The organism is Salinimicrobium sp. CAU 1759 (assembly GCF_054482715.1).
In genome coordinates, this window is the sequence record NZ_JBTLRK010000003.1 from 367090 (window position 1) to 382785 (window position 15696).

A 15696-nucleotide genomic window follows, 5' to 3' on the forward strand; every position below is an offset into this window, starting at 1 on the left:
ACACCTCTTTTTTCTCTACGAATTCTTTCCGTCAATACCTGCTCAAAAATTGTAATTTAGCTGAAAGTTTCTGCTCATTTGAAATTCTACATCATCATTCCCGCGCACAATGAAGCTGAATTTATCGGGCGCACTCTAAAATCCCTTTCAGAACAAAGCCTGAAGCCGGACGAGCTGCTGGTGGTGAACGATCAGTCTTCCGACGAAACTGCCGAAATAGTAAAAGATTTTGCTGAAAAGTTTTCTTTCATCTCTCTTGTCAATATTACCTCTTCCGAAGCACATTTACCCGGAAGTAAGGTAGTTAATGCTTTCAACCACGGACTTTCTCAGCTGGACAATGACTATGATGTGATCTGTAAGTTTGATGCCGATCTCATTTTTCCGGTTAATTATCTTGAAACCATAAGCAGTCACTTTTTAAAAGACCCAAAAGTGGGAATGGTGGGAGGTTTTTGTCACCTGGAGAAAGATGGCTTATGGAAGCTGGAAAGCCTCACCGATAAGGACCATATTCGGGGCGCATTAAAGGCCTATCGTAAAGCTTGTTTTGAAGATATTGGAGGACTAAAACCCTCCATGGGCTGGGATACGGTAGATGAGCTCCTGGCACAATATCACGGGTGGACAATAAAAACAGATCCTTCTTTAGCAGTAAAGCATCTGCGTCCTACCGGGTTTACCTACAACAAAGCTGCAAAGTGGAAACAGGGAGAGGCTTTTTATAAATTGCGTTACGGCTGGTTCATAACAGCTATAGCCTCCGTCAAACTTGCTCTAAAAAAAGGGGATCCTAAGTTGGCTCTTGATTACCTTAAAGGCTTCAGAAAAGCAAAGGCCTCAAAAATGCCATTTTTGGTAGGTGAAAAAGAAGGAGCCTTCATTAGAAGGCTTCGTTATAAAAAAATGCTGTCAAAGATATTTTAGCTACTCTTCCATTACCATGTGTAACGGTCTACCTGTCGCCCCATTCGGAAACGGAATTCCCAGTAAGGCCGAAATAGTTGGAGCTATATCAACGATCTCTGTTCTCTCAAGGCTATTACCGGCTTTGATACCTTTTCCGTAGAAGATAAGAGGTGCGTGAGTGTCATAGTTATTTCCCGAACCATGGGTGGAACCTGTTCTGGAATAAGAAATCACCGAGGGTTCCAAAATAAGAATGACATCTCCGCTCCTTTTTTGGTTAAATCCATTGTCTACAGCCGATGCGATCTTTTCTGTAAAGTTGGCCGACTGCAGTTGCTCTCTCGTAAATACCCTGTTGACCCTCTCGTATTGCAAAAGAAAGTGTGCAATCTCCCGCTGAATTTCTTCAGAAGAAACTTCCATTTTTAGCACCTCATCATAATCCAGGAAGATCTGATTATTAGAGGTATTCTCTATAAGATCTTCGCTGTTAAATTTTCCGCTAAGGAAAATATTGAGTTCTTTTTTTAATTTATCCCAGTCAAAGTATCCGGAAGGGATCTTCACTGACTCAAGATAAGCAGGGACATGAACTCCACCATGATCGGAAGTAAGGAAAAGAGTATAATTCCCTTCCCCTACTTTTTCGTCCAGGGCCTTAAGAAGTCTCGCCAGATCCTGATCCAAACGCAAATATGCATCCTGAATTTCCTTTGAGTTCACGCCAAAGTTATGGCCCACATAATCTGTTGAAGAATAGCTTACCGTAAGAAAATCGGTATGATCATCCTCTCCCAGCTGCTCCCCATCCAGTGCAGCGATCGCAAAATCTGTAGTAAGGCTGTTCCCATACGGAATTACCTTTACAATATCATAGCCTCCGTTGTTATCTTTTAAAGCCTTGAGATCATAAGGAAAACCTGTGTCTTCCTTGCCTGAAAACCCTCCTTCAAAAAGGTTGATATCCACTCCACTTTCTACATAAGTATCGACATCTGCAAGGGTGGTCCATGGCTTAAGATAAGAATCTACCTTACCTGAGGAGTTGAATTTCTCCACCCAGTCCGGCAGCTCCTGAGTGTAGAATGAACTGGTGATCCATTTACCTTCATCTCTTCCGTGGAACCAATAAGCAGCATTTGCCGTATGACCTGCGGGTAGGACTGCACCCCGGTCCTTAAGAGCAATACCTATGGTCTTTCCTTTCATTTGGGTGTGCAGGCGGTTCTCATCAGCAACCGTGGTGGTGATCAAGCGATGTGGAGACATCTTTCCGGCATCATCGGAAGTACCTATAGGCTCTACTGAACTATCTTCCACACAGTAGACATATTCTTCATCAAATTTATCATACCAGTTATTCCCGATGATTCCATGCGTTCCCGGCGCAGCTCCGGAATAAACAGAAGCATGTCCCGGCCCGGTGTAAGTAGGAATATAATTGAAATGATTATTACGAAGATTAAAACCTTTAGAAACTAGCCTTTTAAAGCCATCATTTCCATAGTGGTTCCAAAATCTGGTTATATAATCATAGCGCATTTGATCTACCACCACTCCAACTACGAGTTTTGGATTTGCATATAGATCTTTATCTGCATTAAATGGTCTTTGGTCGGTTTTCTGGGCGTATGAATTAGAAACAAAAAAGATTAAAAAGAGAAGGGGGATAAAATATCTCATTTGGGTAAATTTTATGCTGCAAAAATACAAAGTTCTATGGGTTTAAGATTAAGTTAAGCTTAAATACATTCCTTTAAAAAATTAGTATTTTAGCCGCAACAAAAGCTTAAAATGAGGTACCTGCAGTCGATCGGGGAATATTTCTTGATGTTAAAGGGTGTGTTTGGGAGAATGACCAAACGCAGTGTCTTAAAAGAATTAATCTTTAAGGAAATAGATGAGCTCGTTATTGGCTCTCTAGGAATAGTCGCATTTTTATCCTTTTTTATTGGAGGAGTTGTGGCACTTCAAACAGCCCTCAATTTAAATAATCCATTGATTCCTAAAAGCCTGATCGCTTTTGCAGCAAGACAATCTATTATTCTTGAATTCTCGCCCACTTTTATATCAATTATCATGGCGGGAAAAGTTGGTTCCTTTATCACATCCAGTATTGGTTCAATGAGAGTGACCGAACAAATTGATGCCCTCGAAGTAATGGGGATCAACTCTTTGAATTACTTGGTTTTCCCAAAGATCATTGCAATGCTCACCTATCCATTTGTCATTGCTATTTCAATGTTCCTGGGAATTCTTGGAGCTTACACTGCAGCCGTAATGGGTGGGTTTGTACCGGCAGATATTTTTTTACAGGGCCTTCAGGAGGAGTTTGATCCATTTCATCTTTTCTACTCCTTCTTTAAGACCTTTGTTTTTGCCTTTATTCTTGCTACAATACCATCTTATCATGGCTACTATATGAAAGGCGGCTCCCTTGAAGTTGGAAAAGCCAGCACGACCTCCTTTGTCTGGACCAGTGTGGTCATTATTGTTATGAATTACATTATTACTCAGTTACTACTCAGCTAATGATAGAAGTAAAAGATTTACATAAAGGTTTTGGTGATGAGCAAATTCTCAAGGGTATAGACTTTGTTTTTGAAACTGGTAAAACAAACCTTGTAATTGGGCAGTCAGGTTCCGGTAAGAGTGTCCTGGTCAAAAGCATGCTTGGACTAATTACTCCTGATAAAGGTACCATAGAATATGATGGTAAACCCTATTCTTCTTTTTCAGATGAGCAAAAGCGGGAACTGCGACAGGAAATGGGAATGCTGTTCCAGGGAGGAGCATTATTTGATTCAATGACCGTTGAAGAGAACGTAATGTTTCCCTTACGAATGTTTACAAGAAAGAAGAAAAGGGAATTGCAGAAAAGAGTTGATGAAGTTTTAGAGCGGGTAAACCTTGTTGATTCTGGTCGAAAATATCCTGCAGAGATAAGTGGTGGTATGCAAAAGAGGGTAGCAATTGCGAGAGCAATTGTCAACCGTCCCAAATACCTGTTCTGTGATGAACCTAACTCAGGATTGGATCCACGGACCGCTACTGTTATTGATAATTTGATTCATGAACTTACAGTGGAGTATGACATCACTACAGTAGTTATTACTCACGACATGAATTCTGTTCTGGAAATAGGAGAAAATATTGCTTTTTTAAAGGACGGAGTTCTGGCATGGAAAGGAGATAAGAGTGGTGTATTTAAAACCGAAGACGAAGCAGTAACAGATTTCGTCTATTCATCTGATTTGTTTCGAAAAGTACGGGATGCCCAGCAGAAGGGGCTCTAATTAAGTGTTCGTACAGTTAGCGTATCCAGTGCCAACCGCACCTGCAGCCATCGCTCAAGTTTATTTCTCTCTGCCCTTCTTACAGCTGTACTAAGGTCTGATGACCACCTCACATTGAAAGTTGGAATGGTATCGATCTTTGAGAAATTGGTGACAATATTATTGGCATAGCTCATCTCCTCAATTCCGGAATAATTGATCTTAGCCTCTTTTGAAACAGCAGCAAAAGGAATTCCTGCACTTCTGTACTTCAAAAGCTCCTGCTCCAATAGCTGAATTCTCTTATCCTTGTCTTCCACAACTTGTTGATTTCGCACATATAGATCTTCCAGAATTCCCGCTCTGACCTCTGTTGAAAGTCGGGTTGCCAATTCAGAAGATTGATCGGAACCCTGATGCACTTGCAGCACCACGTCTTCAAAGTTGGGTACTTCTTTTATCTGCTGTACCCATTGATCTATTTGTTCCCGGGGAACCGTACGTCCTATTAAATAGATCTCAATGATCTTCGTTTTGTAATTCTGATCAAATTTTACCACCTCTGCTCCCGGATAATCTATTACCTGATTCACAAATTCCTTAGTCTTACTCACAAAAACCTGCTCCCTCAATAGGTTTACAAAAAGAACAATACTGGGGATCATCACCAGTACCGCGATTAGGGAAGCTAAACGTGCTGTGTTGCGACGATGTTTACTGTTGGCGTATTTGACCAGTGGAAAACGTAGAAGTTTCGCTACTAAAAAGGTAGAAAGGGCGATGAACACCGAATTAATAGAGAACAGGTAAAGAGCTCCCCCGGCATATTGCCACTGGGCGGTTGCCAACCCATATCCTACCGTACAGAGCGGTGGCATAAGAGCTGTAGCAATAGCTACCCCCATGATCACACTTGCTATTGCTCCTTTTTTGGTCTTTGCAACAATCAAGGCCATTCCACCAAAGATCGCTACCAGCACATCAAGAATCGTAGGGTAAGTCCTTGCCACCAGTTCCGGAGTTTCTTCTTTAATAGGAGAAATGAGGAAATATAGATATGCCGTAAGCACACTTAACACCACCATTACTCCAAGGTTGACGAGGCTTCGCTTTAAAGTGTCAATATCATTAATAGCAACAGAAAAGCCTATCCCGACAATTGGTCCCATTAGCGGCGAGATCAACATGGCACCAATGACTACAGCAGTACTACTTACGTTGAGACCAATGGAGGCCACAAAAATTGAGAAGACAAGGATCCATGCATTATGCCCTTTAAACGAAATGTCCCGCTTAACAGTTTCAAGCGTTGTTTCCCTGTCGGTATCCTCATGAATATCGAGAAGCTCCCGAAGAAATTCCTTAATACTCTTAAGAACGGTTTTACCCTTCCCTTCACCTGAAGGTATTGATGTACTACTGGCTGAATTGTTTTCCATTCACTAACCTAAATTTTCACCGAATTTCTTCTGCACTCTTTCTCTAATTCCTTTTATATCCTGCTCCTTGGCCCTGGGAACTATAAGCAGGATCTCATTCTCATCGACAATTACGTGGTCCCGGATCCCTTCAATAACCACTACCCTGTTCTTATCTGAAGTTACAAGATTACCCGTAGCATTCTCCGCAAAAAGACGTGCATTTAAAGCAACGTTTTCCTCTTCATCCTTCTCGCTTTCATTATATAATGAACCCCAGGTTCCCAGATCATTCCAGTCAAAAGAAGCAGGAATGACATAGACAGTGCCCTGTTCCTTTTCAAGAATTCCGTAGTCAATAGAAAGATTTTCGGCTGCCGGATAGTTCTCCTTTATGAATTCCTTTTCTGCGGAAGTATTGAATCCTGCTTCCCCTTTCGAAAAAAGCTGAAACATCAATTCAAGATTCTTCTGAAATGACCGCACAATGTAATCTACATTCCATACGAAGATTCCTGAATTCCATAAGTAGTTCCCGCTTTCTAGAAAACTCTTTGCTACTGGATACGTTGGTTTCTCCGTAAAGGTTTCCACAGGCTTCACTCTTTCTGTAGCCTTTGAGTCAAACTTAATATAGCCGTAACCCGTATTTGGAAAAGTAGGCTTAATGCCAAGGGTTATGATCTTATCTTCATTTCGGGCGGCTTCAAAGGCGGCCTTAATATCATTGAAGAAAGCTTTTTCATCTTCTATCCAATGATCACTGGGCGCCATGATCATTACCCCCTTTTTGTTTTTCTTTTTGATCTTTAAAGCAGCAAGTAAAACTGCAGGCGCAGTATTTCTCATCACCGGTTCAAGAACAATCTGTTCTTCATTTAAATTGGGTAATTGCTCCCTAACGAGCCCATCATAGTTTTCATTAGTAAGAACAAAGATATTCTGTGGAGGAACAAGCGCCGTCAATCTTTTAAAGGTGGTTTGAATTAAAGTCTCACCTCTACCTAAAAGATCACGAAACTGCTTAGGTTTTGCAGCAGTGCTCACCGGCCAAAACCTGGAGCCTACACCACCTGCCATTAGAACTGCAAAATTATCCTGGTTCATATTAATTAGCTGCTTTTAATAATTCAACCTCTGCATTGGGCTGGAATAAATATACTCTTCCTGTCTTCACCTCCACACATTCATATCGTTTGATTCGACGTTCCCCTTTTTTAAAGACTTTACCATTGTAAATTCTAAAGATCCCTCCATGCGGGATCTCAAAAATGTAATTTTTATCGTTCTCTTCGTCGAACTGCTTTAATGCTACAGCAAGATAGGCATCTGTATCACTGCTAGCTTTGGGATTTTTAAAGTGCCGGGCTATTAAGGGAAGTAACTGCGCCGGAAAGATCTCCGGTCGTATAAATGGAAGCATTAACTTTTGAAAAGTCTTCTTCCACTCTGCTCCATGCGGCTTGATGTGCCTTCCAAAGTTTTCAAAAGCCAACAAATGTGCGATCTCGTGAACCAACGTTATTAGAAAGCGATATTTGTTGAGATTCGCATTAACCGTTATTTGATGTACTCCTCCCGGAAGATTCCTGTAATCTCCATGCCTGGTCTTTCTCTCGTTCACGATCTTGAGGTGAATATCGTTTGCCTGAATCAAACCAAAAACAGGCTCAACTGCATGAGTAGGAATATATTTCTCAAGAATGTGCTTCATAAAGTCTAGGGAGTACTGCTGGAAACCTGCAGTAATTTTCCATTGTAAAATTTGTTTCCGGTAAGGGAAAAATCGGCTATATAATTAGCCATTTCTTGGGGTTGCAGGGGAGCATTATATCCCGGAAACGCCTCTTCCAGCATTTCTGTCTGCACAGCACCTAAGGCCAATACATTAAATGCAGGCCCGGTTTCTTTATATTCTTCAGCCAGTAGTTCTGTCAAGGTAATTACGGCACCTTTACTTGAGCTGTAGGCAGAAAGTCCTGGGAATTTCATGCTGCCCTGCACTCCACCCATACTGCTTACCGTCACTACATGCCCGTCCTTATTCATGAACGGAAGTAATTTCCGGGTAAGCGCAGCAACTCCAAAGACATTTATCTTATAGACCCGTTCGAACTCCTCAGAAGAAATTTCTTCAAAGGGTTTATTGATTATAGCTCCTGCATTATGAATAAGAATGTCAACATCTTTCCAATTCTCTCGTATATGATTAGAAATTTCTTCTAAATGACCTTCATTGGTAATGTCAAAGCTATAGGTCTCCACCTGCTCCAGTTCCAGATTTTTTACCGGCTTTTCATTTCTGGAAAGTGCCAGGACCTTGTGTCCTGCATCGGCAAATATCTTTACGAGCTCAAGGCCTATCCCCCGACTCGTTCCTGTGATCACTACTTTTTTCATAAATTCTCTTTCAGCTTTATTTCCTTTTGAGGAGTATTGGCCATAGATGAAAGCCCGGGAATGATGGCTTGAATAAGGTTTGTCATGTGATCTACATCCATTAACCCAAATTCATCATCTACGTGGTGATAATATGGATAATTACTAAAATCAAAGGTGGAGATCGTTTGTGCCGGCACCTTAAACTCCTGATAAAAAGGATAATTATCGCTTCTTTGGAACAAACTGTATTCTTTCGCCTGAGGAAGGAAGCCAAGGATCTCCTCTCCGGAATACTCATTGAATTTTTCAGCCAGGTTAGAAATTTCGTACCCTGTAATGTATGCCTGGTAATCCCGCTCCTCCATAGGAACACCTATCATTTCAATATTGAACATGGTATAGAGATCAAGGTTTTCAGCCTTTAACCTTTTTGCCAACTCCTTTGCACCAACAAGTCCCATTTCTTCTGCTGAAAAAAGAGTAAAAAGCATACTCCTTTTTGGAGGATTTTCCGCAAAGAATTTTGCCAGTTCCAAAACAGCTGTAGTTCCCGAAGCATTATCGTTTGCTCCATTTGCGAGGCTATCACCTTCTACTGCCCTCGCCCGGCCTACATGATCGTAATGAGCACCAACAATGATGTATTGGTTCTTAAGATGGGGGTCTGTACCCTCAACTTTTCCAATGAGGTTATAGCCTGTTACACCCTTTACCTCAAAAGAATCTCTATAGGTCTCAAAAAAGGGTTTTAGATCATGTGTTTTGAACTGCTGCTCAATGTACAGTGCAGCCAATTCAATTCCGTTTGTTCCGGTAGCTCTTCCCTGAAGTTCATCTGAAGAAAGGTATTCTAAAGTCGCTGCAACTTCATCCTCTAAAATGACATTTTTGACAATCTCTTCTTTTATGGGTTCTGCAGCTACTTCTTCAGCCGCTTCTCTTGATTGCCCGCAACTCATTAAGAGTAAAAGACCGAGTGCAGCAACACCTGTAATGGAATATTTTCTCATGTGGCTAAAGATAAAAAAATCCCGCTAAAAGCGGGATTCTTATAATATAAGTCCGGATGCTTTTATGCCAGCATCGTAACCGGATTTTCTATATATGTTTTAAGCGTTTCCAGGAATTGTGCTCCTGTTGCTCCATCCACTGTTCTATGGTCACAGGCAAGCGTAAGCTTCATAGTATTACCCACTACGATCTGCCCATTTCTCACCACAGGTTTTTCAACAATAGCTCCTACAGAAAGTATTGCAGAGTTTGGCTGATTAATGATACTCGTGAATTCAGTGATCCCAAACATACCGAGGTTTGAAACAGTAAAGGTACTGCCTTCCATTTCCTGTGGCTGAAGTTTTTTGTTTCGGGCTTTGCCGGCAAGTTCCTTCACATTTCCGCCAATTTGAGTCAGCGACATTTGATCTGCGAACTTTAGAACAGGTACCACAAGACCTTCTTCCACTGCTACTGCAACTCCCATGTGAATGTGTTTTGCAATTTTAGTAGTATCACCTGTCCATTGTGAGTTCACCTTTGGATGCTTTCTTAGCGCCATTGCCGAAGCTTTGATCACCAGATCATTGAATGACACCTTCACATCGGGGATCTCATTGATCTGCTTCCGGTTTGCCATGGCATTGGCCATATCAACTTCTACAGTAAGGTAGTAGTGAGGTGCACTGTATTTGGATTCTCCAAGTCTCTTAGCAATGGTTTTACGCATTTGAGAATTCTTGATCTCCTCAAAACTCTCCTCCCCTGCAGGCGTGTATACCTGCACAGGTGAGGGCTGTGCTTGTTGTTCAGGCTGAGCTCCAGCGGCAGGTTTAGCTTCTGAAGTTTTTGCTGAAGGCTTGTAATTCTCGATATCTTTCTTGACAATACGATTATTCTCTCCGGAACCTTTCACATCATTGAGATCAATTCCAAGATCATCTGCCATCTTCTTCGCAAGCGGGGAAGCAAAGATCCTTCCTCCATCTGAAGTTGAAGTTGATGCAGCCTGGGAAGTCTTTGAAGACTCTTCAGCTTTTTCTTTCTTCTTCTCTTCAGACTGTTTAGAAGCAGCAGGTTTTGAAGCCCCTCCTCCTTTTACAATAGCAGAAACGTCGGTTCCTTTAGGTCCTATGATGGCAAGAACTGCATCTACAGGTGCTGTTTCTCCTTCCTGAATTCCTATGTGCAACAAAGTACCTGAATAGAAAGATTCAAATTCCATGGTTGCCTTGTCAGTCTCGATCTCAGCAAGTATATCTCCTTCTTCGACCTCATCTCCTTCTTTTTTGATCCAGGAAGCAACAGTTCCCTCTTCCATAGTATCACTAAGGCGTGGCATTCTAACTACCTCCACATCTTCAGGGATATCTCCTCCTTCAGAAGAACTCTCTTCTTCAGAAGTTTCTTCAGACTTTGAAGACTCCTCTTTTTCCGAAGCAGCTTTATCTGAAGAATCCTTTGTATCACCGGCACCATCCAAAAGTGAGGAAATATCCTCCCCTTCTTCTCCAACAATCGCAAGTAGAGCGTCAACAGGTGCAGTTTCGCCTTCCTCTATTCCAATATGCAGCAAAGTACCTTCATAGAAAGATTCGAATTCCATAGTTGCCTTGTCTGTTTCGATCTCGGCAAGTATATCTCCTTCTTCTATTTTGTCACCTTTCTGCTTAAGCCACTTTGCAACAACACCTTCTTCCATGGTGTCACTAAGACGTGGCATTTTAATTACTTCTGCCATAATTTATTATAATTTATGGGGTAAAAACGGATAATCCTCTTGTTCATACACTACATCATACAAGGTCTGGATCTCTGGGAAATCAGATTCTTCAGCAAATTTTTCACATTCACTAACAAGATCTTTCACTCTTTTGTCGATTTCCTTAATTTCTTTATCTGTAGCGTATTTTTTCTCTTTGATGATATCCTTTACCTGGGTAATAGGATCGATCTTTTGATATTCGGCCACCTCTTCTTTTGTACGATACTGCTGGGCATCACTCATGGAGTGACCGCGGTAACGGTACGTTTTCAATTCAAGGAAGGTTGGTCCTTCTCCTTTACGGGCTCTCTTGATCGCTTCGTCAAGAGCTTCGGCTACTTTTTCAGGATTCATTGCATCTACAGGACCACATGGCATATCATAGCCCAAACCAAGCTTCCAGATCTCGGTGCTTTTTGAAGTACGAGCCACAGATGTTCCCATTGCGTACCCATTATTCTCGACACAAAAAACCACAGGCAGATTCCATTTAACAGCCATAGTAAAGGTCTCGTGAAGTGATCCCTGTCTTGCTGCACCATCTCCAAGGAAAGTAAGGGTCACTGCATCTCTTTTAAAATACTTATCTGCAAAGGCAAGACCGGCACCAAGAGGAATTTGTCCTCCTACGATCCCGTGACCACCATAGAACCTGTGTTCTTTAGAAAAAATATGCATGGAACCGCCCATTCCCTGGGAAGTACCGGTTTTCTTTCCATACAATTCAGCCATTACTTTTCTTGGATCAACACCCATCCCTATTGGCTGGACGTGATTTCTATAGGCTGTGATCATTTTATCCTTTGAAAGGTCCATCACATGCAAAGCACCGGCAAGAATAGCTTCCTGACCGTTGTACAGGTGTAAAAAACCTCGCACTTTCTGCTGAATGTAAACCTGGGCAAGTTTATCCTCAAACTTCCGCCAAAACAGCATGTCCTCGTACCACTTAAGGTAAGTGGCTTTTGTAATTTTCTTCATTTAACTACTTATTTTTAAGGCTAAGCGATGCTTGCGCCAAGCGAAACACAAAAATACTATTTTCAAAATGAACAAAAAACAGTTTCTCTTTGAAAAAGCGCGAAAACGTTATAGATAGCTATTATCGAAAATAAGAGGCAATAGATCTGATATAGAATTCGCCTTTACCACCTTTCCTTTTTCACCCATAAAAAAGATCTCAATAGGCTGATCCTGTTTTACTTCATATTCGGCAATTGCCTGCCTGCATGAACCACAGGGAGGCGTAGGCACTTCCACTTTATGATTCTCAGATCGCGCTGTTAATGCCATTTTGAGAATCTTACTTTCGGGATATTTGGCACCCGCATAAAATATTGCTGTTCTTTCTGCACAAAGTCCGGCGGGATAGGACGCATTTTCCTGATTACTCCCGGTGACCACCTCCCCATTCTCAAGGAGAATAGCCGCCCCAACTTTGAACTGGGAATAAGGGGAGTAAGATTTTTCCCTGGCGTCCACTGCCTGGGTCATCAACCCCTGTACCTCCTGAGGCAATTCAGTTTCATCATTGTAAACCTCAAGATCGGCACTTATAGTTATTTTTTTCATGTATGGTATTTCTCTAGATAAAAGCTCCCGAAACTAAAAAGTCCGGGAGTCAAAAACATCTGGTTTGCAGATGCAAATTTAAATAATAATCATTGAAATTTGTTGTTCCTATTAATACTGATAGTATTGTCTTCCAAAGTTAAAAGTAAGTCCAAAGCGAAGAGTTCCTTCAAGCGGACTAACAACATCTGAAGTTGAGAACAGGTAAGACAGATCAATATCCACAACCGTGTGACGGAAACCGGCTCCAAAAGAGATGAAATCCCGCGATCCTTTTTCGGGGCTCTCGTGGAAATACCCGGTCCTAAAAGAAAACACTTCATCGTAGACATATTCGGCTCCAAGAGCATAGGTCACTTCCTTAAGTTCTTCACTAAACCCATCGGGCGCATCACCAAACGAGGTGAATATACCTTCAATAGCTCCAATGGAGTTGTATTCCTGAATATCTTCAGCATCTATATCTCCATCCCCGTCGAAATCCTTTGGTGTTGGAACTAGAAGTTTATTGAACTCCAGGTATGTCCCGATCCTGTTCTGGTTATCAAGTATAAAATCAAACCCGGTTCCCAGCTTTAAATTAGTAGGTATGAAGTTTTCCTGTCCACCCGCATCATATTTGATCTTAGGACCTATGTTGGAAATATTCAGGCCGGCTCTCCAGCGGCCGTCAAACTGAGTAAAATCTATCCGGTCACTTTGATAGAAGGCAGCAATATCAACTCCAAAAGTACTGGCAGCTGTTGCATCTGGATCCAGTTCTGCGATCTTAAGATCAGATCTCAGAAATCTTCCTGCTACAGCCATTGAAAAATGGTCACTCAATTTTAATGCATAGGAAAGATCCAGCGTGAATTCATTTGGACTAAGAATTCGAGCAACTTCATCCGGGTAATCTCTCGCCTCAATATTACCCATGCTAAAATATTTTAAACTGGCACCAAAAGCACTTCTTTCACTTATGCGGTTATAATAGGTAAGGTTACCAAGAAAAATGTCATTAACCAGTTCACTTAGATATGGGGTATAGTTAACACCAAATCCCTGCTGACTCTCCACAAAAACGTACTTAGCAGGATTCCATTGCTGTGAATATGCATCGGCAGACGTTGCGACCCCTTGATCTCCTAAACCGGCAGCACGCGCATCGGCGGCGATCATTAAAGTAGAAGCAGCCGTTGTTATTACCCGGTCACGGTCTTCCTGAGCAAAAGATTTTCCACTAAATACTAAAATCACCGCAAAGGTGAAGAGTGATAAATTTTTCATAGGTTCACGATAAATAATTAACAAATATACCCGAAATGCATTAAAATGTAGTACAATACCTGAATTTCTCCTTTTTATCTTAACATAACGTTCAATTTAACAGAAGCTTATATCTTAAGATCATCTTTCCTACAATTCCACTAAACTTTATATTTTTTTTAGGTTTTTTCTAATCCTCCAATTTTCGAAGGTCTGAGCCACAGACAGTTGAAATTAATCAAATTTGTTGCTGAAAAACCACTACTTTTGCTCCGTAACGTTCTGGAAGATTTTAACAAAGCTAAATTTTCGGCAATAAAATAATTCCTCCCGGGCAGCGTTATCGTAAAGATTTACAGGAGACTACAAGATTTTGTTTCAGTTGAAATAATCTTGGTAGTTTTGCGTTAATTACTATATTGCAAAGCCATAATTGCTATAAAAGATATTGTGAATATGAGAAATAAGGTTGCTGTAAAAGCTCTTTTTGCCGTCGTTTTAAGTGCCGGCCTTTTTAGCTGTAACAACTCAAGGGATTACAAAGATAACTCCCGCGCCACTGGCTGGGATATCAATTCCAAGGAAGGTGGTTTTAATTATAATGCCGACTACGATGAGCAGGAAGCAGGACCGGGATTAGTTTTCGTGGAAGGAGGAACCTTTACTATGGGACGGGTTCAGGATGATGTAATGCATGACTGGAATAATACACCTACCCAGCAACACGTCCAGTCTTTCTACATGGACGAGACCGAGGTCACCAATCTAATGTATTTGGAATACCTCGATTATCTAAAGCGCGTATACCCCCCAAGCGAAGAAAGGTATAGAAATATTTACCAGGGAGCTTTACCCGATACTCTTGTTTGGAGAAACAGGTTGGGTTATAACGAGACGATGACCAATAACTATCTACGCCACCCGGCATATGCGAACTACCCGGTAGTTGGTGTTAGCTGGATACAGGCAGTGGAATTCAGTAAATGGAGAACAGACAGAGTGAATGAACTACGTTTGGAAAAAGAAGGATTTACTGCTGAAGGTGCCCGTTTTGCTGCTGAACCCGGACAAGGATTTAGCACTGAAACCTATCTTAATGCCCCAAACCAGGTCTATGGCGGAAGTGACAGTATTTCTCGCGGCGGTAAAAAGGCCGACAGGTTTATGACTAAGGATAGTACCAACCTTTATGTACAACGCAAGCACGGAGTTCTTCTACCCGAATATCGTCTTCCTACCGAAGCAGAATGGGAATATGCAGCTCTTGCATTAGTAGGAATCAGAAATTATAATGTTTACCGCGGAAGAAAAAAATATCCATGGGATAGTCAATACACCAGAAGTGGTGATGCCAGAAGAAGAGGTGACCAAATGGCCAACTTTAAGCAAGGTGATGGCGACTACGGCGGAATTGCAGGATGGAGTGACGACGGCGCCGATATTACTGCCGAAGTTAAATCTTATGAGCCAAATGATTTTGGTCTTTACGACATGGCCGGAAACGTGGCCGAGTGGGTTGCTGACGTTTACCGACCCATCGTCGATGATGAATTTAACGACTTCAACTACTATAGAGGTAACGTTTATACAAAACACGCTATTACTGAAGACGGAACCGTTAAGGTTCTTGGAGTAGACGAGATCGAATATGATACTTTGAGTAACGGAAGAATCGTAGCAAGAAATCTTCCCGGGGAGATAAAGACTGTTCCCATTACACCTGAAGATACTTATCTGCGAACTAACTTCAATGAAAGTGATCAAAGAAATTTTAGAGATGGAGACAGGACTTCTACCCGTTACTATGATTCTTTTGGTGAAGAAGGGGAAGCAGATCCAAGCAAGAGAATGTACAATTCTCCAGTTCACACAGCAACTATAGACAGCATTGGAGGTCAAAATCTTGAATATGACAAGTCTACAGGACGCACCACTTTAGTAGATGACAATGTAAGAGTTTATAAAGGTGGTTCATGGAGAGACCGTGCATACTGGTTGGATCCTGCACAGAGGAGATTCTTCCCTCAGGATATGGCGACCGACTATATTGGATTTAGAAATGCAATGTCCAGAGTGGGATCAAAATCTCTTAATAAAAACAAAACAGCAAAGAATTAAATTTCTTTAAATATAT

General features: G+C 41.5%; 14 protein-coding genes. 4 read left to right on the top strand and 10 right to left on the bottom strand.

The features are described 5' to 3' along the window. The first annotated feature begins 78 nt into the window (after positions 1-78). Positions 79-927: a glycosyltransferase family 2 protein gene (locus ACXYMT_RS14995; protein ID WP_459059894.1), complete on the top strand. Its 849-nt coding sequence runs from the start codon at positions 79-81 to the stop codon at positions 925-927. Here ACXYMT_RS14995 and pafA read toward each other — a convergent pair whose 3' ends face one another. Continuing rightward, entirely contained in the window at positions 928-2592 is a 1665-nt protein-coding gene (gene pafA, locus ACXYMT_RS15000; protein WP_459059895.1) for an alkaline phosphatase PafA, read from the bottom strand. A gap of 111 nt (positions 2593-2703) precedes the next feature. Here pafA and ACXYMT_RS15005 point away from each other — a divergent pair, with 111 nt between their 5' ends. Together ACXYMT_RS15005 and ACXYMT_RS15010 are read left to right on the top strand one after the other, a co-directional pair. After that, positions 2704-3441: an MlaE family ABC transporter permease gene (locus tag ACXYMT_RS15005; protein WP_459059896.1), complete on the top strand. Its 738-nt coding sequence runs from the start codon at positions 2704-2706 to the stop codon at positions 3439-3441. Next, a complete protein-coding gene (locus ACXYMT_RS15010; RefSeq protein ID WP_459059897.1) occupies positions 3441-4205 on the top strand; it encodes an ABC transporter ATP-binding protein in 765 nt (254 codons plus the stop codon). The genes ACXYMT_RS15005 and ACXYMT_RS15010 overlap by 1 nt, the downstream gene beginning before the upstream one ends. Here the strand turns inward: ACXYMT_RS15010 and ACXYMT_RS15015 are convergent. From ACXYMT_RS15015 to porV, 9 genes are all read right to left on the bottom strand, one after another. Beyond that, the gene (locus ACXYMT_RS15015) at positions 4202-5623 is read right to left on the bottom strand and encodes a DUF389 domain-containing protein (protein ID WP_459059898.1); all 1422 of its coding nucleotides are present in this window, start codon (positions 5621-5623) and stop codon (positions 4202-4204) included. The two genes, ACXYMT_RS15010 and ACXYMT_RS15015, sit on opposite strands and share 4 nt — an antisense overlap. 3 nt (positions 5624-5626) lie before the next feature. Next, positions 5627-6709 carry a mannose-1-phosphate guanylyltransferase gene (locus ACXYMT_RS15020; RefSeq protein WP_459059899.1) on the bottom strand — a complete coding sequence of 361 codons (1083 nt, stop codon included), beginning with the start codon at positions 6707-6709 and terminating at the stop codon, positions 5627-5629. Between the two features lies 1 nt (position 6710). Then, on the bottom strand, positions 6711-7316 hold the full coding sequence (locus ACXYMT_RS15025; RefSeq protein ID WP_459059900.1) for a SprT-like domain-containing protein: 606 nt from the start codon (positions 7314-7316) through the stop codon (positions 6711-6713). A 5-nt stretch (positions 7317-7321) separates the two neighbouring features. Then, on the bottom strand, positions 7322-8002 hold the full coding sequence (locus ACXYMT_RS15030; RefSeq protein ID WP_459059901.1) for an SDR family NAD(P)-dependent oxidoreductase: 681 nt from the start codon (positions 8000-8002) through the stop codon (positions 7322-7324). Continuing rightward, positions 7999-8994 (bottom strand): M28 family peptidase, encoded by a 996-nt coding sequence (locus ACXYMT_RS15035; protein WP_459059902.1) that lies wholly within the window; start codon positions 8992-8994, stop codon positions 7999-8001. The genes ACXYMT_RS15030 and ACXYMT_RS15035 overlap by 4 nt, the downstream gene beginning before the upstream one ends. Before the next feature lie 62 nt (positions 8995-9056). Continuing rightward, positions 9057-10718, bottom strand: a complete 1662-nt coding sequence (locus tag ACXYMT_RS15040; RefSeq protein WP_459059903.1) for a pyruvate dehydrogenase complex dihydrolipoamide acetyltransferase — start codon at positions 10716-10718, stop codon at positions 9057-9059. 6 nt (positions 10719-10724) lie between these two features. Then, positions 10725-11723, bottom strand: coding sequence for a pyruvate dehydrogenase (acetyl-transferring) E1 component subunit alpha (gene pdhA / locus ACXYMT_RS15045; protein WP_459059904.1), 999 nt, complete (start codon positions 11721-11723; stop codon positions 10725-10727). A 108-nt stretch (positions 11724-11831) separates the two neighbouring features. After that, positions 11832-12314: a cytidine deaminase gene (gene cdd / locus ACXYMT_RS15050; RefSeq protein ID WP_459059905.1), complete on the bottom strand. Its 483-nt coding sequence runs from the start codon at positions 12312-12314 to the stop codon at positions 11832-11834. A gap of 111 nt (positions 12315-12425) precedes the next feature. After that, positions 12426-13583, bottom strand: a complete 1158-nt coding sequence (porV, locus tag ACXYMT_RS15055; RefSeq protein ID WP_459059906.1) for a type IX secretion system outer membrane channel protein PorV — start codon at positions 13581-13583, stop codon at positions 12426-12428. 435 nt (positions 13584-14018) lie between these two features. Between porV and gldJ the strand changes: the two genes are divergently transcribed. After that, positions 14019-15680 carry a gliding motility lipoprotein GldJ gene (gene gldJ / locus ACXYMT_RS15060; protein ID WP_459059907.1) on the top strand — a complete coding sequence of 554 codons (1662 nt, stop codon included), beginning with the start codon at positions 14019-14021 and terminating at the stop codon, positions 15678-15680. Positions 15681-15696: the final 16 nt, after the last annotated feature.